The 17,872-nt window shown below is 63.5% G+C and carries 17 protein-coding genes; 8 read left to right on the top strand and 9 right to left on the bottom strand.

Annotated features, from left to right (window positions below):
• Window positions 1-7: 7 nt before the first annotated feature.
• Together RhoBH5_RS05225 and RhoBH5_RS05220 are read right to left on the bottom strand one after the other, a co-directional pair.
• The gene (locus RhoBH5_RS05225) at window positions 8-1,018 is read right to left on the bottom strand and encodes a C40 family peptidase (RefSeq protein WP_065352209.1); all 1,011 of its coding nucleotides are present in this window, start codon (window positions 1,016-1,018) and stop codon (window positions 8-10) included.
• Window positions 1,015-1,329: a type VII secretion target gene (locus RhoBH5_RS05220; RefSeq protein WP_042449627.1), complete on the bottom strand. Its 315-nt coding sequence runs from the start codon at window positions 1,327-1,329 to the stop codon at window positions 1,015-1,017. Before RhoBH5_RS05220 ends, RhoBH5_RS05225 begins: the two co-directional genes overlap by 4 nt.
• Before the next feature lie 81 nt (window positions 1,330-1,410).
• On the opposite strand from RhoBH5_RS05220, the gene upp reads away from it, so the two are divergent.
• Entirely contained in the window at window positions 1,411-2,034 is a 624-nt protein-coding gene (upp, locus tag RhoBH5_RS05215) for a uracil phosphoribosyltransferase (protein ID WP_007727319.1), read from the top strand.
• Here upp and RhoBH5_RS05210 read toward each other — a convergent pair.
• Both RhoBH5_RS05210 and RhoBH5_RS05205 read right to left on the bottom strand, forming a co-directional pair.
• The gene (locus RhoBH5_RS05210) at window positions 2,031-3,623 is read right to left on the bottom strand and encodes a phospho-sugar mutase (protein ID WP_270008006.1); all 1,593 of its coding nucleotides are present in this window, start codon (window positions 3,621-3,623) and stop codon (window positions 2,031-2,033) included. The two genes, upp and RhoBH5_RS05210, sit on opposite strands and share 4 nt — an antisense overlap.
• Window positions 3,620-4,417, bottom strand: coding sequence for a purine-nucleoside phosphorylase (locus RhoBH5_RS05205; protein ID WP_007727315.1), 798 nt, complete (start codon window positions 4,415-4,417; stop codon window positions 3,620-3,622). The genes RhoBH5_RS05210 and RhoBH5_RS05205 overlap by 4 nt, the downstream gene beginning before the upstream one ends.
• Window positions 4,418-4,484: 67 nt before the next feature.
• On the opposite strand from RhoBH5_RS05205, the gene RhoBH5_RS05200 reads away from it, so the two are divergent.
• From RhoBH5_RS05200 to RhoBH5_RS05185, 4 genes are read left to right on the top strand one after another with little or no spacing between them, the layout of a single operon-like run.
• Entirely contained in the window at window positions 4,485-5,183 is a 699-nt protein-coding gene (locus RhoBH5_RS05200; protein ID WP_003940710.1) for an enoyl-CoA hydratase-related protein, read from the top strand.
• Between the two features lie 12 nt (window positions 5,184-5,195).
• Window positions 5,196-6,356, top strand: a complete 1,161-nt coding sequence (locus tag RhoBH5_RS05195) for a M20 family metallopeptidase (RefSeq protein ID WP_003940688.1) — start codon at window positions 5,196-5,198, stop codon at window positions 6,354-6,356.
• The gene (locus RhoBH5_RS05190; RefSeq protein WP_003940741.1) at window positions 6,353-7,501 is read left to right on the top strand and encodes a M20 family metallopeptidase; all 1,149 of its coding nucleotides are present in this window, start codon (window positions 6,353-6,355) and stop codon (window positions 7,499-7,501) included. Before RhoBH5_RS05195 ends, RhoBH5_RS05190 begins: the two co-directional genes overlap by 4 nt.
• Window positions 7,502-7,556: 55 nt before the next feature.
• Entirely contained in the window at window positions 7,557-8,633 is a 1,077-nt protein-coding gene (locus RhoBH5_RS05185) for a hypothetical protein (protein ID WP_030535059.1), read from the top strand.
• A gap of 13 nt (window positions 8,634-8,646) precedes the next feature.
• Here RhoBH5_RS05185 and RhoBH5_RS05180 read toward each other — a convergent pair whose 3' ends face one another.
• Window positions 8,647-9,117 carry a gamma-glutamylcyclotransferase gene (locus RhoBH5_RS05180; RefSeq protein ID WP_003940753.1) on the bottom strand — a complete coding sequence of 157 codons (471 nt, stop codon included), beginning with the start codon at window positions 9,115-9,117 and terminating at the stop codon, window positions 8,647-8,649.
• A gap of 154 nt (window positions 9,118-9,271) precedes the next feature.
• Between RhoBH5_RS05180 and RhoBH5_RS05175 the strand changes: the two genes are divergently transcribed.
• Together RhoBH5_RS05175 and RhoBH5_RS05170 are read left to right on the top strand one after the other, a co-directional pair.
• Window positions 9,272-10,675: an NAD(P)H-quinone dehydrogenase gene (locus tag RhoBH5_RS05175; protein WP_003940987.1), complete on the top strand. Its 1,404-nt coding sequence runs from the start codon at window positions 9,272-9,274 to the stop codon at window positions 10,673-10,675.
• A 181-nt stretch (window positions 10,676-10,856) separates the two neighbouring features.
• A complete protein-coding gene (locus RhoBH5_RS05170) occupies window positions 10,857-12,038 on the top strand; it encodes an aminotransferase-like domain-containing protein (protein WP_007727308.1) in 1,182 nt (393 codons plus the stop codon).
• Here the strand turns inward: RhoBH5_RS05170 and RhoBH5_RS05165 are convergent.
• Both RhoBH5_RS05165 and RhoBH5_RS05160 read right to left on the bottom strand, forming a co-directional pair.
• On the bottom strand, window positions 12,019-12,804 hold the full coding sequence (locus RhoBH5_RS05165; protein ID WP_063316654.1) for a CoA-transferase subunit beta: 786 nt from the start codon (window positions 12,802-12,804) through the stop codon (window positions 12,019-12,021). The genes RhoBH5_RS05170 and RhoBH5_RS05165 overlap by 20 nt on opposite strands.
• Window positions 12,801-13,715, bottom strand: a complete 915-nt coding sequence (locus RhoBH5_RS05160) for a CoA transferase subunit A (protein ID WP_007727305.1) — start codon at window positions 13,713-13,715, stop codon at window positions 12,801-12,803. The genes RhoBH5_RS05165 and RhoBH5_RS05160 overlap by 4 nt, the downstream gene beginning before the upstream one ends.
• 83 nt (window positions 13,716-13,798) lie before the next feature.
• On the opposite strand from RhoBH5_RS05160, the gene RhoBH5_RS05155 reads away from it, so the two are divergent.
• Window positions 13,799-14,695, top strand: a complete 897-nt coding sequence (locus tag RhoBH5_RS05155) for a LysR substrate-binding domain-containing protein (protein ID WP_030535055.1) — start codon at window positions 13,799-13,801, stop codon at window positions 14,693-14,695.
• Here RhoBH5_RS05155 and RhoBH5_RS05150 read toward each other — a convergent pair.
• Window positions 14,692-16,107, bottom strand: coding sequence for an MFS transporter (locus RhoBH5_RS05150; RefSeq protein WP_042449618.1), 1,416 nt, complete (start codon window positions 16,105-16,107; stop codon window positions 14,692-14,694). The genes RhoBH5_RS05155 and RhoBH5_RS05150 overlap by 4 nt on opposite strands.
• Window positions 16,108-16,278: 171 nt before the next feature.
• Window positions 16,279-17,769, bottom strand: coding sequence for a glycerol kinase GlpK (gene glpK / locus RhoBH5_RS05145; RefSeq protein ID WP_065455145.1), 1,491 nt, complete (start codon window positions 17,767-17,769; stop codon window positions 16,279-16,281).
• Between the last annotated feature and the right edge of the window lie 103 nt (window positions 17,770-17,872).

Below are 17,872 nucleotides of genomic sequence, written 5' to 3'. Positions count from 1 at the left end.
TTCCCTGTCATTCCGTCGGACGGTAGAAGCCGTGAAAGCCCATGCCGCTGTTCGTGGTTCGGATGGCGCTGATCTCGACAGGATCGCCGGCTTCGACCATCTGACCGTTGCCGATCACCATGGCGACGTGTCCGTCCCAGACCGCGAGGTCGCCCGGCATCAGATTGTTCTGATCGACCTGGTTCCCGATTCCCTGTTCCTGAGCCAACCTCGGAATATCGACTCCGGCCTGGCCGTACGCCCATTGAGTCAGCCCGCTGCAGTCCAGACCGACTCCCGGCGTCGTGCCTCCCCAGGCGTACGGGACACCCTGTTGAGTGAGCGCGTTGCGTACGGCAGCAGCGGCCTCGGCGTTCGGTGCGGTGGCAATCGAGCCGTCGGGAAGTTCGACCTCAACGCCACCGACGGAACCGGAACCACTTGCGGAACCGGAACCACTTGCGGAACCGGAACCACTTGCGGAACCGGAACCACCCGCCGACTCGGAGACCCCAGGTGCGGGATCGGGTATCGGGACGGACGGGACGAGTGCGGACATCTTGTCGGTCGACCCGGCCAACTCACCGCGTACCCGCTCGATAACCGATACCGCGCGTCCGAGGTGCTCCAACGCGGCCGACAACAACATCAATTGGCCCGTCGGTGTCATCAGCGTCGGCCCGGCCTTGATCGCGAGTGTCAGAAAGGACTGGAGAATCTCACCGAGTTCGGTCATTCCCGCGTACACGGACGTTGTCGCTTCGTCCACGACGCCGGCGATGTCGGTCCCACGATCGGCGAGGTTTCGCGTCGACGTCTGCGTCTGCTCGGTTTTGGTCACCGCAGCGGTGAGTGCCGTGGACGAGCTCTGAGAGGACGCCAGTTCGCTCAGAGCAGCGCTTCCCAATTGGTATGCGATCTCGAGGGCGTCCGTGGCGATTCGGATGCCGACGTCGGGTCCACTTGCGCTGGGGGCACCAGTCCCGACAGTGTCGACCAGATCGATGATCGGTCGTGCGAGTGCGTCGACGTCGATCATGAGCGTGCGGCTTCGGTGAGAGCCCTTCGTACCGATTCCTCGGAGTCGAGATAGACGGCATGAGCGTCGAGGGCGGCCGACCGGACACTGGAAATTACAGTGGACAGTCGATCGATGTCGTCGATGTGCGCTTGTTGTGCCCGGCCCGCGACGCCGACGAAGTCGCCGCCGATCAGCCCGAGCACAGCGGACAGAGCCATGTGATCGCCACCCGCTGCGTCCTGTCGAGCTTGCGCGACGTTGTCGGCAACAGTGCCCAACCGCGTGGCGAACTCCGCGATGCTTTCAGTGTCCAGATCCAGATTTGTCAACTTGTCTTCCCCCCGTTGCGCTTACTCCTTCTTGGACGCCGCGCGGGGTGCTCCGGTTCCCGAGGAACTATTCTGATGGTCATGCAAACGCACGTAGTCGACCATCCGCTCGCGGCGGCCCTCTTGACGACAATGCGTGATGCACGCAGTGAGAACGCGACTTTTCGTTCCGCACTTCGCAGGCTCACGCACATGCTGGTCTACGAGGCCATGCGTGACGCGGAGGTCGAGGAGTTCCCGGTCGACACCCCGGTGGCAGCGACGACGGGCATCCGGCTCGCGAAGCCGCCGTTGTTGGTACCCGTGCTGCGGGCCGGTCTGGGCATGGTCGAACAGGCGAGTGCGCTGATTCCGTCGGCCGGCGTCGGCTTTGTCGGAATGGCACGTGACGAAGAGACTCATCAGCCGGTTCCGTACCTCGAATCCCTGCCAGCGGATCTGTCCGGGATCCCGGTGTTCGTGCTCGATCCGATGCTCGCCACCGGTGGTTCGATGGTGCACACCATCGACTTGCTGGTTGCGCGTGGCGCGACGGATGTCACGGCAGTGTGCGTCGTGGCCGCTCCGGCCGGCGTCGACGCGCTGGCAGCGTCCGGCCACCCGGTTCGTCTGGTCATCGCGAGCATCGACGACGGACTCGACGAGAACGCTTTCATCGTCCCCGGTCTCGGTGACGCCGGCGATCGGCAGTTCGGACCCCGCTAGAGCGAAAGGGCGAAGGTTCGGAGTTCGGCCAGCCGGGCCTTCGCCTGCTCTACTGCGTTCGCGAGATCGTCGCGGTTCGCCACCGGGACGACAACTTCGAGATAGCACTTGAGCTTGGGCTCGGTTCCGGACGGTCGCACCACCAGGCGGATCGACGGCCCGTCGAATATCACTGCGTCCGTGCGCATACCAGCGCGAACCTCGGCCAAGTCCTCGACGGTGACCGGCTCGCCCGCGAGTTGGCTTGGCGGATCGGCGCGTAGTCGTTTCATCATTTCGGCGATGTCGCTCGAATCCTCGACGCGGCGGGATACTTGGTCCCCACGATGCAGTCCGAATTCGACGGCATAGTCGCCTAGAACGTCCAACAGGGTTCTGTTGCTGCCCGCGAGGGTGGCAGCCAAGTCGGCCACCAGTACGGCAGCCGAGATTCCGTCCTTGTCCCGCACCACATCCGGATCGACGCAGTGCCCGATCGCTTCCTCGTAGGCGTAGACGAGTCCGTCGCCGGCGCGCGTGAGCCACTTGAATCCGGTGAGTGTCTGCGCAAACCTGGCTCCGCGGGCTTTCGCCAACTTCGAGAGCAGGGTCGAGGAGACGATCGTCGTCGCCACCAACGAATCTTCGGGCGCCGTGCTCAGTACGTGGTCGGCCAGGAGCACCCCGGTTTCGTCGCCGCGCAACATGCGCCACTGATCACCGTCGCGAACTCCGACGGCGCAGCGGTCGGCATCCGGGTCGAGTGCGATCGCCAGATCCGCGTCGACACTTCGGGCAAGGGCGAGCAGGCGGTCTGCGGCGCCGGGCTCTTCGGGATTGGGGAACTCGACGGTCGGAAACGTGGGGTCGGGATCGAACTGCTCCGCCACGACGTGCAGGTCCTCGAATCCTGCTGCTCGCAGAGCCGCGGTCGCAGTCTCACCCCCGACGCCGTGCATTGCCGTGAGCGCAATCCGGATCGAGCGGGCGTCGCCGTGCGGGAGGGTCGCGATGCGGGCGATGTACTCCTCGACCAGAGAATCGTCGGCCGGAATCACCGATGCTCGCGCGACGTCGGCGGCACTACCGATGCGAGCGATCTCGCTCTCGATTTCACGATCGGCGGGGGAGACGAGTTGCGCTCCGCCCGAGAGATACACCTTGTAACCGTTGTCGGCGGCAGGATTGTGGGAGGCGGTGATCTGGATACCTGCCGCTGCCCCGAGCCTGCGCACCGCGAACGCCACCAGCGGTGTCGGCAGTGGGCGGGGGAGCAGGGTCACCTCGAACCCGGCCGCTGCCATGACCTCGGCGGCGGCCAGAGCAAATGCCTCTGAACCGAGCCGGGCGTCGCGGCCGACCACAACGTGGGACCCGCCCTGGCAGCGAGCTGTCAGCCAGGCCGCCAGACCGGCCGTGGTCCGGATGACGACCGCGAGGTTCATGCCGTTGGGTCCGCCGCGTACCGGCCCGCGAAGCCCAGCAGTGCCGAACGTCAGCGGTGAGGAAAAGCGTTCGGCCAGTTCATGTTCGGAAAGGGCGGCTAATTCTGCGCGGGTAACCGGGTCCGGATCGGCGTCGATCCACTCGTTGACGTTCAGTGGTGTCACAGCTGCTCGACCAGTTGGCGCAGCAGCACTCCCATCCGGGCCGCCGAAGCTTTGCCTGCCGCCAGCACCTCCTGATGGTCCAGTGGGGCGCCCGTGATTCCGGCGGCCAGATTGGTGACCATGGAGATGCCGAGAACGCGGGCGCCGAGCGCGCGGGCCGCGATGGTCTCGTGAACCGTCGACATGCCGACCAGATCGGCGCCGAGTGTACGAAGCATTCGAATCTCGGCCGGAGTCTCGTAATGCGGACCGGGAAGCCCGGCGTAAACACCCTCGGCAAGGTCCGGGTCGATCGAGCGAGCCAGCGCACGCAGTTCCGGCGAGTAGGCGTCGACCAGGTCGACGAACTCTGCGCCGACGAGGGGAGAGCGGGCCGTCAGGTTCAGGTGGTCACTGATCAGCACTGGTTGTCCCACTGCGTAGTCCTCGCGGATACCGCCGGCCGCATTGGTGAGGATGACGGTGTCGGCGCCGGCAGCAATGGCTGTCCGGACCGGGTGGACGACGGTACCGAGATCGTGGCCCTCGTATGCGTGCGCGCGCCCGAGCAGCAGCAGGACTTCGGTGTTTCCGACGCGCACCGAACGAATGGTGCCCGCATGGCCGAGGGCGGACGGTGGGGCGAAGCCAGGAAGATCCGCCATCGAGACTTCGGCTGTCACGTCCGCACCGGCGTCGCCGAACACGTCTGCGGCATCGGTCCACCCCGACCCGAGCACGATGGCGACTGACGGTGACGAAGAGCCAGTCATGGCGGACAGAGCAGCGGCGGCGGCCTCGGCGATCGTTCCCATGTGAGCAACCCTACTGAGGAGTCGGGTCGGTTCGCCGGGTGAGTTGGCGGGCGTTACTCTCCCATCCATGCCTTATCTCGAACGCGACGGCGACGTATTCATCCTGTACCTCGGCAACGAGGGCGAAACGGACAACGAGAACCGCTTCGGCCCCGAGTGGATCGACGCTGTTCACAGCAAGTTGGACGAGGTCGAAGCGCACGAGGGTCCCGCAGCCCTGGTGACGACGGCGACGGGCAAGTTCTACACGAACGGCCTGGACACGACGTGGATCTTCGGCAATCTCGACGGTCTGCCCGGCTACCTGGACAAGGTCCACACCATCTACAGCCGTTTGCTGACCTTCCCGATGGCCACGGTCGCGGCCGTGCAGGGGCACGCGTTCGGCGCCGGCGCCATGCTCGCGTCCTCGCACGATTTCCAGATCATGCGCGCGGACCGCGGCTTCTACTGCCTCCCCGAGGTCGGACTGAACATGCCGTTCACTGTCGGCATGTCAGCACTGTTGAACAGTCGTCTGCCCAAGCAGACGGCAGTCGACGCGATGACGACGGGGCGTCGCTTCGGCGGTGCCGACGCACTTGCTGCGGGCATCGTGCAGGAAACGGTCGACGGAGACGGAGTGCTCGCCGCTGCTGTGGCCAAGGCGTCGGCACTTACGTCGACTCACGGCAAGAACTTGGCGGGAATCAAGGCAGGCATCCACCGCGATGCTCTTGCAGACCTCGCTCAGGTGACTGACAAGAGCAACTTCTCCTTCGGGTGAGACAATGATCGCGTGAACCAGAATGTCGACAGCGCAGTCAGGTCCGTAGAGGCCGATCTGATTGCGCTGTCGCATTCGATTCACAGCGACCCGGAACTCGCCTTCGAGGAGTTCCGCAGCGCTGCCAAAGTGTCGGACCTGCTGGCGCAGCACGGTTTCGCGGTCACTCACGGGATCGTCGATCTGCCGACGGCCTTCGATGCCACCTACGGCAGCGGAGAGTTGGTCATCGCGATCTGCGCCGAGTACGACGCGTTGCCCGAGATCGGTCATGCCTGTGGGCACAACATCATTGCCGCCGCCGCGGTCGGGGCCGGCATCGCGTTGGCTACCGTGGCCGACGAACTGGGTATCACAGTCCGAGTGATCGGTACTCCCGCGGAGGAAACCGGTGGCGGCAAGGTCCTGATGCTCGAGCGTGGTGCCTTCGACGGCGTCGGCGCTGCCATGATGGTTCATCCAGGGCCGATCGACATCATCGGTGCGACCTCGCTGGCCTTGGCGGACATCGCCGTGAGTTATCACGGTCGCGAGGCGCATGCGTCTGCTGCGCCGGAGTTCGGTCGTAACGCCGCCGACGCAGCGACGCTCGCTCAGGTGGCGGTCGGACTGTTGCGTCAGCACCTGCAGCCAGGTCAACAGATTCACGGAATCGTCAGTGACGGCGGCACGGCTCCCAACATCGTTCCGGCTCGGTCCGAATTGCTCTACTACCTGCGTGCCGAAACGGCCGCGTCGTTGGCCAATCTGTCCGAGCGTGCCGACGCGTGCTTCGCCTCGGGTGCACTCGGCACCGGGTGCACCCACGAAATCCGCACGGTATCGCCTACTTACACCGAGCTGACCCCCGATCCGTGGCTGGCGGCGGCGTACCGTGAACAGATCGTCGATCTCGGGCGGGTGCCACTGGCAGCGGAATGGGAGCGCTCCCGTCCACTGGGTAGTACGGATATGGGTAATGTGACCAATGTGATTCCGGGAATTCACCCGGTCATAGGCTTGGATTCATCGGGGGCAGTGACACATCAGCCGGAGTTCGCGGCTGCGTGTATCACCACCTCCGCAGATCGAGCGGTAGTCGACGGTGCAATTGCGTTGGCCCGCACTGCTGTCCGGGTAGCGTCCGATCCAGAACAACGCGCCCGTCTGTTGGAAGGGGTAGATCGCCGGTGAACGCGGCAATCGACACGTGGATTCACGCGCACACCGACGACCTCGTCGCGTGGCGTCGACACATCCATGCCAACCCGGAGTTGGCTCGCCGCGAATACGCGACCACCGAATTCGTCGCCACCCGCCTCACTGCCGCTGGATTGTCGCCGAAGATCCTTCCCGGTGGCACCGGTCTCACGTGCGATATCGGACCGGAGGGTCCACGAATCGCACTGCGCGCCGACATGGACGCTTTGCCGATGCAGGAGGCGACCGGAGCGACGTACTCGTCCACAGTCCCCGGTGTGTCCCATGCGTGCGGGCACGACGCCCACACCACCATCTTGCTCGGCGCCGGATTGGCTCTGGCCACGCTGCCCGAACTTCCCGTCGGGGTTCGGCTGATATTCCAGCCCGCCGAGGAAGTCATGCCTGGCGGAGCACTCGACGTCATCGCCGCGGGCGCGCTCGACGGTGTGTCCAGAATCTTTGCTCTGCACTGCGATCCGCGACTCGAGGCAGGCCAGGTGGGAATGCGCCTGGGTGCGATCACCTCTGCTGCCGACACGATCGAGGTCGTCCTCGACTCTCCGGGTGGGCACACGTCGCGGCCGCATTTGACCACGGATCTGATCTACGCGCTCGGCACCGTCGTGACCGGGCTGCCGGGAATGCTCAGCCGTCGTATCGATCCGCGTACCGGAACCGTCATGGTGTGGGGCGCGGTCAGCGCAGGTCAGGCGCCCAACGCGATTCCGCAGACCGGCATGATGACGGGCACGGTACGTACCGGCGATCACGACACGTGGGAGTTGCTCGAACCGCTCGTGGAAGAAATCGTCCACGGACTGCTCGCACCCACCGGCGTTCGCTACCAACTCAACTATCGTCGCGGAGTGCCTCCGGTCGTCAACGACGAGGTGTCCACTCGGATGTTCGAGGACGCCATCGCGACCGTCGGACAAGATGCTTTGGCGGACACCCCGCAATCCGGTGGTGGCGAAGACTTTTCGTGGTACCTCGAAACGGTGCCGGGTGCCATGGCGCGGCTCGGCGTGTGGTCGGGTGAAGGCGATCAGCTCGACATCCACCAACCCACTTTCGATCTCGACGAGCGAGCACTCGGCGTCGGTGTGAAGGTTCTGACGAGCCTGGTTCTGGGATAGTTCCGGTTCCCGTCGGGGGTACCGTTTTTCGTGTCGTTCGAGTGAAGGTACGGGCATGTCCATAGGTGTGGGAGTGCGAATCGGCACATTGGTGTCGACGGCTGTCGTTGCGTCGAACGATCCGGGTTCGGCCGATCCGGTGGTATTGGTTCGGGACACGATCCTCAATCAACGCAAGGACGGAACGACGGTGCTCGGTGGCACCGAGCAACTGGGTGCCGGCCGTGAGTTCGCCGAGAGCTGGTCGGGCTTTGTCGGTCGCGTCGGGGACCCGAGTGGCGTCGCGGGAACTGCCGATACTCGTTACCGCGCCGAGGATTTGGTGGCGACCTCGATTCGCTGTCTGTTGCAGGAATGCGAGCCGCTGCCCGATCGTGGTGGTCGAAGCGGGGGAGCGCCCGACATCGTCGCGACCTACCCGTCACGCTGGGACTCGTCGACAGCGGCCCTCATGCAGGATTCGCTGGTCTACGCGGGCCTCGAACGGGTCACACTCGTCTCGGATGCCGAGGCCGTGTCGGCGTGGTTCGAGTCGGAAATCGCGGCACTCGCCGGCACGCTCATCGGCATCTATCACGTGGACGACACCGGGGCAGCGGTCACCCTCGTGCGTTCTGGTGTCGCGGCCGGCCGTGCATTCGGCTTTGCCGGCGACGGGAGTTCGCCGAGTTCACGCCTCGCGACGGCTCTGGGTGCGTTCGGTTGGATGCCGGAGAACCTGGACGCCGTAGTCGTCACCGGTGACGGCGAACCGGCGACAGACAAAGCGGCCATGATGTCCATAGCGGCCGGGATTGCCGAAAAGCTCGGTGTCAGATGTGAACTCGGTCCCGGACCTGAGCAGTCGGCTGCGCTGGGAGCCGCAATTCTGGCTGCCGGATTCACCTCGACGTCGCACACTATCGTGCCGATCGGATTGCCGCCTTCACACGACGTGACCGAGGTGTTCGACACCCTGGGACGCGAGAAGGTGGCGGCAGAAACCGCTGCCGGGGTGGCGACCGCCGAGCCGGAAACTGCAGTTGTCGCAGGCGAATCGGAGTCGCGCGGTTCCAAGCGTGTGCTCATCGGCGTGACGGTTGTGGTGGTGCTCGCAGCACTGGCAGTGCTCGCGTATTTCCTGCTGCTTTGAGCAGGACAGCTATCTAATCGGTAACACCGTTACCCGGACCGACATTGCGGCTGTTTCTCGTCCGCAACTCTCGTACGTACTCGGCCGGCGCTCCGGCAATCTCGGCGGCGTCGGCCATCACACCGATGTAGCGGGCCGACGGCAGCCCGCCTTCGTACGCATCCATGACGTAGAGCCACGCAAGTACCGCGTCGCCGGCGGTGTCGACCCGCACGCGGATCTTGCGGTGCAGACCCAGTTCGGCACCTTCCCAGCGGTCCAGACTCACTTCGTCCTCTTCCGGGACGTCGTAGAGCACCACGAAAACACTGGAATCGGGATCTTCGACCACGGTGGCGAGAGCACCCTCCCAGCCGAGGTCCTCGCCGCTGAAGGTCAGGCGCCAGCCTCGCAGCCACCCTGTCCCGGACATGGGGGAGTGTGGGCAGCGCAACAACATCTGCTCGGGATGCATGTTGGAACCGTAGGCGGCATAAATCGACACGGGCGCAAGCCTAAACCGTGGTCCGAGGGTGTGGCGAAGCGGACCACCGGACGCAAGTAATCTGGTACAAGCACTGCGCGACACGTGGTGCTCGAATAGCGTGACATTGGTCGACGGGAGACCCCTGCCGGCCACGCGAGGACTTGGAGGACACATGACCCGGATCGTGATCATCGGTGGCGGACCCGCCGGCTACGAGGCGGCACTGGTAGCCGCGCAGCACGGGGCCACGGTCACCCTGGTCGATTCGGACGGCGTCGGCGGTGCGTGTGTGCTGTTCGACTGTGTCCCGTCGAAGACGTTCATCGCGTCCACCGGAATCCGCACCGACATGCGTCGTGCATCCGACCTCGGCATTACTCTGGATCCGGAGCAGGCTTCGGTGTCACTGCCGAAGATCCACTCCCGAGTCAAGAGTCTCGCGTTGTCCCAGTCCTCGGACATTCGCGCACGGTTGCAGACGGTAGGCGTCGAGGTTCTCTCCGGCACCGCCGAACTGACCGATCCACTCCTCGGCATGGCAGCACACCAGGTTCGCGCGACGCTCGGAAGCGGCGAGCAGAAGACCATCGACGCAGACGTCGTGTTGATCGCCACCGGCGCCAGCCCCCGCATCATCCCGGGAGCCGAGCCCGACGGTGAGCGAATCATGACGTGGCGCCAGCTCTACGACTTGGACGAGCTTCCCGAGCACCTGGTCGTGGTCGGTTCCGGTGTCACCGGTGCCGAGTTCGTCTCCGCGTACACCGAGATGGGCGTCAAGGTCACGCTCGTGTCCAGTCGCGACCGTGTTCTGCCCGGCGAGGATGCCGATGCGGCGCTCGTGCTCGAGGACGCCCTCGCCGAGCGCGGTGTCACCCTCGTCAAGCATGCCCGCGCGGACGCCGTCGAGCGCACCGAGAAGGGCATCGTCGTCAAGCTCTCCGACGGCCGCACGGTCGAAGGAAGCCACGCTCTGATGACCGTCGGTTCCGTCCCCAACACCAACGGTCTCGGCCTGGAGCGGGTCGGCATCGAGTTGGACAAGGGTGGATACCTGCGTGTCGACCGGGTCTCGCGCACCACGGTTTCCGGTATCTACGCTGCCGGTGACTGCACCGGACTGCTCCCGCTCGCGTCGGTGGCTGCGATGCAGGGACGTATCGCGATGTACCACGCACTGGGTGAAGGCGTCAGCCCGATCAAGTTGAAGACCGTCGCGTCGGCCGTCTTCACACGCCCCGAAATTGCAACGGTGGGTGTTTCGCAGGCAGCGATCGACAACGGAGAGGTGCCTGCGCGCACCGTCATGTTGCCGCTCAACACCAACCCGCGCGCCAAGATGTCCGGTTTGCGTCGCGGATTCGTGAAGATTTTCTGCCGCCCGGCTACCGGCGTGGTCATCGGCGGTGTTGTGGTCGCACCCACTGCTTCGGAATTGATCCTGCCGATCGCGATCGCCGTACAGAACAACCTGACGGTCAACGACCTGGCGCAGACGTTCTCGGTGTACCCGTCGCTGACCGGATCGATCACCGAGGCTGCTCGTCAGCTCATGCGTCACGACGACCTGGACTGACAACCGACCAGAGTCTTCTTACAATGTGGGAACTCTGTTTCACATACTGAAGTATTGGTGGGATAGTCGAGATACCGACCGAATCAAGGGTCGGTATCTCGGCGCTCTCCCGCCCCGTTGACCCAGGACGGCTCAGGGTGTTTTTCCTCTGACCTTCATTCTGCGTGCCTGGGAGCTTCATATGACACACGCCGCGCTGTCCGCTCGCATGGACGGACTCCGTAGTTCTGCAATTCGCGATCTGCTCACCCTGACTGCCCGGCCCGACGTCATCAGCTTGGCCGGCGGACTGCCCGATCCCGATTTCATTCCGCGGGAGCGAATCTCGAAGGCAGCCCACGACGCACTCGGTGACCCCTCGTCCGTTCAGTACGGCGAGACCTCCGGCCTGCTGCGCCTCCGTGAGGTGATCGCCGAGCGCGAATCATCCAAGATCGGGCGGACACTCGACGTGTCCGAAGTCGTGATCACCCACGGTTCTCAGCAAGGTTTGAGCTTGCTCGCGCAGGTCCTCCTCGACGCCGGTGACGTCGTGGTCGTGGAGGAACCGGCATATACCGGTGCGCTGCAGGTCTTTCGAACGGCGCAGGCCCGTCTCGTTCCCGTCCAGCTCGACGAGGACGGAATGGACACCGACGCGCTCGAAGCGAAACTCGACGCCGGTCTTCGGCCCAAAGTTGTTCACACCGTGAGCAATTTCCACAACCCGCGCGGCGCGGTGCTTTCGGCGCAGCGGCGAGCGCACTTGGCGGCACTGGCGGACCGATACGGGTTCTGGGTTCTCGAGGACGACCCGTACGGCGAACTGTACTTCGGCGAGAAACCGCCGGCACCGCTGGCGGCGTTGTCGGACAGGGTGATTCGGCTGTCCAGTGCTTCCAAAGTGTTGGCACCGGCGCTGCGCGTCGGCTGGCTGCACGGCGACCGAAAGGTCTGCGAGGCGGTCGAACTGATCAAGCAAGGCGCTGACCTGTGCGGGTCTTCGCTCACCCAGCAGATCGCCGCAGACCTCTTCTCCGACGTCGAATGGTTCGACGCGCATCTCGACGTGCTTCGAGCGGGGTACGGCGCGAGGGCGAAGGCGTTGGTCACGGCCGCCGAGACGGAATTGAGTGGGCGTGCACGCTTTTCCGAGGTCCGCGGCGGGATGTTCTGTTGGATGGATTTCCTCGACGACGTCGACACCACCGAACTCCTGGGTGCCGCGCTCGCGCATGGCGTGGCATTTGTCCCAGGTTCGGCCTTCGCGGTCGAAGCGGACCTTGGTCGAAGCGCTCGACTGTGTTTCGCGACGTATCCCGAAGCCGTGCTGGTCGACGCCGTCGGCAGGCTCCGGGACAGTGTCACCGCAGGTACAGCCTGACTTTGTCGATAGTGTTGCGGAGCAGATCGATCTCCGTACCGGACGGCGGGGTGGTGACGGTGACGTGGTCGGCGACGGCCAGATCCCATCCCGTCGCCTCTCGCACCTGATCGACCGAGATGCCTTCGTGGACACTGGTCAGCTCCAACTCGCCGCCGGGGCCCTGGTGTGTCAGGACACCGAGGTTGGTGAACACCTTTGTCACCCCTGCACCTGCCGGCATGATGCCCTTTCCGCTGGCGTGGGCGCGGGCGGGGCTGGGTGAGGTGCAGAAGTCGAGCTCGGCCGGAAAGGAACTGAGGTCGTGGCGACGCATCACGACGAAGATCTCGGCGGCGTTCGCGATGATCTCGACGGCCCCGCCTGCGCCGGGCAGTCTGACCGTCGGGTTCTTCCAGTCACCGATGAAACTTGTGTTCAGGCTTCCCGTTCGATCGATTTGAGCGGCCCCGAGAAATCCGACGTCGACGTTGCCACCTTGCAGGACATAACCGAAGAGCGCGGCCATACTGAGCACGGATTCGGCACCGGAGACCACGACGGAGTCGGCGATACCTTCGGCCATCGCCGACGGATGCGCGCCGCACACTCCGGATTCGTAGATCAGTTCTACGTCCGGATTCGACGTGTGGCGCGCGAGATCGACTGCGAGCGTGGGGAGCCCGACTCCGGCGAAAACACGGCGCTTACCCGCCAACTCGCGTGCCGCGACGGCGACGATCGTTTCGGTGGAGGTGGTGTTACCGCTGACAATCGTGGTGGTCACAGTCTGCTCCCGTAGTCGACAGGTGTGGAGAGTTTTGATTCGACCTCGAGATCCGACCAGTAGTCAGCTCCGAGCTTGGCGAGATATTCGTCGTGATCGCCGAGTGTGTACACCCATTCGTCGAGCCAATTTCTCAGCAACGAAGGGTCTTTGGAAATCTCGGTCCAGCGTCGGTAGAAGCCGCAATCGCGGTCGTAGTATCCCTGTGCGTACGACGGGTGCGCGCCGCGCGGGCAGACGACAACCGCGTCGACTGCATGCGAGGGAATCAGAGTTCGGCTCGGATCTGACCTGATGACCTCGTCGTCGACCAGCTCTTCCACAACGACGATCGCCTTCTTCGCGGCGTAAACGGCTTCTTGCTGCACCCCGGCGATGCCCCAGATCTGTGCGTTCCCGGACGTGTCCGCTCGCTGTGCGCCGATGATCGTCACATCCGGATTCAACGGCGGCACAACGTAGACGCTCCCGCCGCCGTACGGATCCTCGACGAGTCTCAGTTGTGGGTTGAGTGCGGGTAGATCACTACCGGCGTACGACCGCAGCGGGAAGAAGGGAAGCCTGGCCGCTCCCGCCTGATACCGGCACACCATGCCGTAATGACTGTATTCCTCGACTTCGAGGGGGAGCGGGTCCTGGTTCTCGATGCGTCTGCGTAACTCGTACAGAGAACCTGCGGAGCCGCTGGCGAAGAACGAGGCAACCAGCTTTCGGACGCAGCCGGCGGCGACGAGTTGATCGGAAACGATGTCCGGCGTCATCCGGCAGAGCGTGAGGTCCTTTCTGCCCTGCCGGATGATCTCGTGTGCCGCGGCAAAAGGAATGAGATGTGAAAATCCCTCCAGCGCAACGGTCATCCCGTCTTCGACGTATCGGCCGACGGCCTCTTTCATCGAGAGGGTCTTGTCCACGTGTGTACCTCTTCTTGTTCTTTCGCGCACTCGGTCGGTTTCGGAACTTGACATGTTCGGCCGGTGTGGCGCAACAATGTCGGGTGGAAATTCATCAGATCAACGCATTTCTCGCGGTGGCTGAGGAGCTACATTTCGGCCGTGCGGCGCAGCGGCTTCGGATTGCGCAACCGCCGCTGAGTCGAACGATCAGGCAATTCGAGAAACAGCTCGGTTCGCCGTTGTTCGATCGGAGCACTCGAACTGTGCGGCTCACTGCTGCCGGTGAAGCGCTGCTGCTTCCGGCGCGCGAGATTCTGGACGCGTGCCGGATGGCCGAGATCGCGGTGTCTGCGGCAGGCAAGGGAACGACAGGTCGCGTTCGCCTGGGTTTCGCGGGGACTTCTTCGCATCTGCTCGTCGGGCGGTGGGCGAAATTGGTGAGAAAGACCAATCCCGGTATCGAATTCGTGCTCGACAGTTCTGCTTTCGCGAACGAGGCGTTGTTGATGCTGCTCGATCGACGACTCGACATCGGGATGGTGCGGTGGACCGTACCGCCGCTCGGGATCACGTCGAGATTGATCGCCGAGGAGAACTTTCTGGTGGCCATGTCCAAAGACCACCCGTTGGCGTCGAGGGACTCGGTTCGGTTGATCGAATTGGAGTCCGAGAATTGGGTGACGCTTCCGGCGGAGCCAGGTTCGATTCTGCGGGAGTCTCTGCTCACTGCCTCGAAGAACGCAGGGTTCCTGGCTCGCATCGTGCAGACGGCACCGGATTCGATGTCGTTGATCGCGCTGGTGTCCGCGGAAATCGGATGCTCGTTGACCATTTCCTCGGTGGCCCAGAGCATCGTGAATCCTGATGTTGTCTTTGTTCCGGTCATGGACCCACCTCCTCCTCTTCAACTGCGTATCGCCTGGCGAGAGGGAGACGACAGACCTGCACTTCTCGAAGTGTTGAAATTGTCCGAGCAGGCGCTGCCGTCCCTGGCCTAGACGGTTGCCCGACCGGTAGGAATCTCACCCGCTTCGGACTTCGGCGAGTTCGCAATATCGACAAGAGTGTTTTCGAGTTCGAGTTCGTCGTAGTCCGCTTGTTCGGCCGTCGAGAGTTCGCCCGCGTTGTAGCCGGTACGTCGGAGCAGGAGCAGGGTGCAGATCAGCGAGACAAGGGCGTACAGCCCGGATACGATCGCGACCCCGACGATATTGCCTGACGTGTTGAGCATCCACTGCGCCAGTACGGGAGTTCCGCCGCCGACGACAAGGGAACACAATTGGTACGCCGTCGACAGACCGGTGTAACGGATGTTGGCGGGGAAGGCCCGAGCGAGAACGCCGGCGATGGCGCCGTAGAACATCGAGTGCGGGATCGTGGCCAGACACATCGCGACGACTGCGATGGTGAAGTTCCCGGTTCGGATCGCGAAGAACATGGCGGGCATGAGGACGAACTCCGGTATCACCATCAGGCACATGGCTTTTCGCATGTCGATCTTGGAGACCAGGACGGCACCGAAAGGTTGGACGATGAACTGCACGACGAGCGCGATCGCGATGGCGGCCAGGAAGGTTCCTCGATCGTATCCGAGTTCTTTTGTAGCCCAGGACAATGCGAAGGTGTTCTTGAAATAGGTGACCTGGGCGAGGGGGAGTGCGCCGGCGCCGAGGAGAACCAGTACCCAGTGCTTGCGCAAGACTTCGGCGAGCGGAAGCTTGACGACCTTCTTGCGTGCGAGAACGGCCTTCATCTCGTCCGACTCTTCGAGTTTGAGGCGAATGATCATCCCGAGAATGACCAGCACCGCCGAGATGATGAACGGGATGCGCCATCCGTACAGGAGGAACGACGGCGTCGGCATCGAGGACAGAAGGAAGAACGCGATGGTGGCCAACAGATTTCCGGCGGGTGAGCCCTGTTGGGCGAACGCGGAGTAGAGGATGCTCTTGCCCTTCGGTGCATTCTCGCTGGCAATGAGCACTGCGCCGCCCCACTCGCCACCGACCGCGACTCCTTGGATGACGCGAAGGGTGACCAGACCGATCGGCGCCCAGATCCCGACCTGTGCGTAGGTGGGGAGGAGTCCGATGCCTACCGTGGCGACACCCATCATCATCAAGGTGATGACGAGAGTGTTCTTGCGTCCGATCCGGTCGCCGAGGTGACCGAAGATGATCCCGCCGATCGGCCTGGCGAGGAAGCCTGCCCAGAGTGTGATGAAGGCGAGGAGAGTTCCGACTCCGTTCGGGAGAGTGTCGGAGAAGAAGATGTCGCCGAATACCAGGGCAGCGGCAGTGCCGTAGATGTAGAAGTCGTACCACTCGATAGTGGTTCCGATGAACGAAGCGATACCGGCTCTTCGCGCCTTGGCGTTGATCTCCTCGGAACTGCGAGTGGGTGAACTCATGCGTGGCGACCTTTCTCTGCAACATTCGCGGCGCCGAAACGTGGCGTGCCTGAATGAGATTCGCAGAGTGGTGTAGGTCACGTCCAATACCAACTTGGTCGCCTATTGATACCTCAGGAGTATCAATGGGCGACCATGATCAGCTCTTCCGGTATGGAAGGATCGGGGTGATTACTCGGACCAGTTGTACGTCCGCTCGACGGCCTTGTTCCACTCCGTGTACAGCCGTGACCTTTCGGACTCGTCCATCGCCGGTTCCCAGGTTTGGCCGACGGCCCAGTTGTTGCGGATGTCTTCGGTGTCGGCCCAATAACCGATGGCGAGGCCCGCTGCGTATGCAGCACCGAGAGCTGTCGTTTCGTTGACCACCGGGCGGATGACGGGAACTCCGAGGATGTCCGACTGGAACTGCATCAGGGTTTCGTTGACCACCATGCCGCCGTCGACCTTCAGTGCGGACAGTTCGACTCCCGAATCCGCTCGCATGGCGTCGATGACCTCGCGGGTCTGGTATGCCGTCGCCTCGAGCGCTGCGCGGGCCAGGTGTCCCTTGTTGACGAAGCGCGTCAGACCGACGATGACACCCCGGGCATCCGGTCGCCACCGAGGTGCGAACAGCCCGGAGAACGCGGGCACGAAGTAGGCGCCGCCGTTGTCGTCGACACTTGCGGCGAGCGGCTCGATGTCCTTGGCGTTCTGAATGATTCCGAGATTGTCTCGAAGCCACTGGACCAAGGAACCCGTCACGGCGACGGAACCTTCGAGTGCGTACACGGCAGGGGCTTCGCCGAGTTTGTAGCAGACGGTCGTCAGTAGTCCGTGCTTGCTGTGCACCGGCTTCGTGCCAGTATTGAGAAGCATGAAATTGCCGGTGCCGTAGGTGTTCTTGGCTTCACCCTCGGAGAGGCAGGCCTGGCCGAATGTGGCTGCCTGCTGGTCACCGAGGATTCCGGCGACCGGCACACCGGCGAGATTGCCGCGTGGACGTCCTGTGCCGTAGACCTCTGAGGAACTACGGATTTCCGGGAGCATCGACATCGGGATTCCGAAGTCCGCACAGATCGATTCGTCCCACTGGAGGGTCTCGAGATCCATCAGCATCGTGCGTGACGCATTGGTGACATCTGTCACGTGGACGCCCTCGGTCAGGTTCCACACGATCCACGTGTCGACAGTGCCGAAGCACAATTCGCCGGCCTCCGCTTTTGCTTTCGCACCGTCGACGTTGTCGAGAATCCAGCGGATCTTCGGCCCGGCGAAGTAGGTCGAGAGTGGTAGTCCGGTCTTGTCTCGATACTTGTCCGGACCCTCGTCGCCGCCCAGTTCGACACACAGTTGATCCGTGCGCGTGTCCTGCCACACGATCGCGTTGTAGATCGGCTTACCCGTCGAACGTTCCCAAACGACGGTCGTCTCACGCTGATTCGTGATTCCGACGGCAGCGATGTCGGCCCGCGTGAGATCGACCTTCGCGAGAGCGCCGGCCACCACCTCCCGAGTGTTGATCCACAGCGCCACCGGATCGTGCTCGACCCAACCTGCTCGCGGGAAAATCTGCTCGTGTTCTTTCTGCGCAACGCTCACCACGGCGCCGTCGTGATCGAAGATCATGCAGCGGCTCGACGTCGTGCCTTGGTCGATGGCGGCGATGTATTGATTCACTGTGCTCCTAGGTTCGGGCGTGTTCGCAGTAATCCGTGCGCTGTCGCAGTATGTGGATCAAGCTACTAGCCTGTAAACGGATTCGTCGTCGACTTACAGGAGA

This window comes from Rhodococcus sp. BH5 (assembly GCF_027583855.1).
Classification (GTDB): Bacteria; Actinomycetota; Actinomycetes; order Mycobacteriales; family Mycobacteriaceae; genus Rhodococcus_F; species Rhodococcus_F qingshengii.
Note: the sequence above shows the minus strand (reverse complement) of the source record. Positions and strands in the feature narration are given on the sequence as shown.

Bases quoted from the DNA above. Each gene is read 5' to 3' on its own strand.
- RhoBH5_RS05225 (WP_065352209.1), bottom strand. From the start codon at position 1,018: ATGATCGACGTCGACGCACTCGCACGACCGATCATCGATCTGGTCGAC.
- upp (WP_007727319.1), top strand. From the start codon at position 1,411: ATGCAAACGCACGTAGTCGACCATCCGCTCGCGGCGGCCCTCTTGACG.
- RhoBH5_RS05205 (WP_007727315.1), bottom strand. From the start codon at position 4,417: ATGGGAACGATCGCCGAGGCCGCCGCCGCTGCTCTGTCCGCCATGACT.
- RhoBH5_RS05200 (WP_003940710.1), top strand. From the start codon at position 4,485: ATGCCTTATCTCGAACGCGACGGCGACGTATTCATCCTGTACCTCGGC.
- RhoBH5_RS05185 (WP_030535059.1), top strand. From the start codon at position 7,557: ATGTCCATAGGTGTGGGAGTGCGAATCGGCACATTGGTGTCGACGGCT.
- RhoBH5_RS05175 (WP_003940987.1), top strand. From the start codon at position 9,272: ATGACCCGGATCGTGATCATCGGTGGCGGACCCGCCGGCTACGAGGCG.
- RhoBH5_RS05170 (WP_007727308.1), top strand. From the start codon at position 10,857: ATGACACACGCCGCGCTGTCCGCTCGCATGGACGGACTCCGTAGTTCT.
- RhoBH5_RS05150 (WP_042449618.1), bottom strand. From the start codon at position 16,107: ATGAGTTCACCCACTCGCAGTTCCGAGGAGATCAACGCCAAGGCGCGA.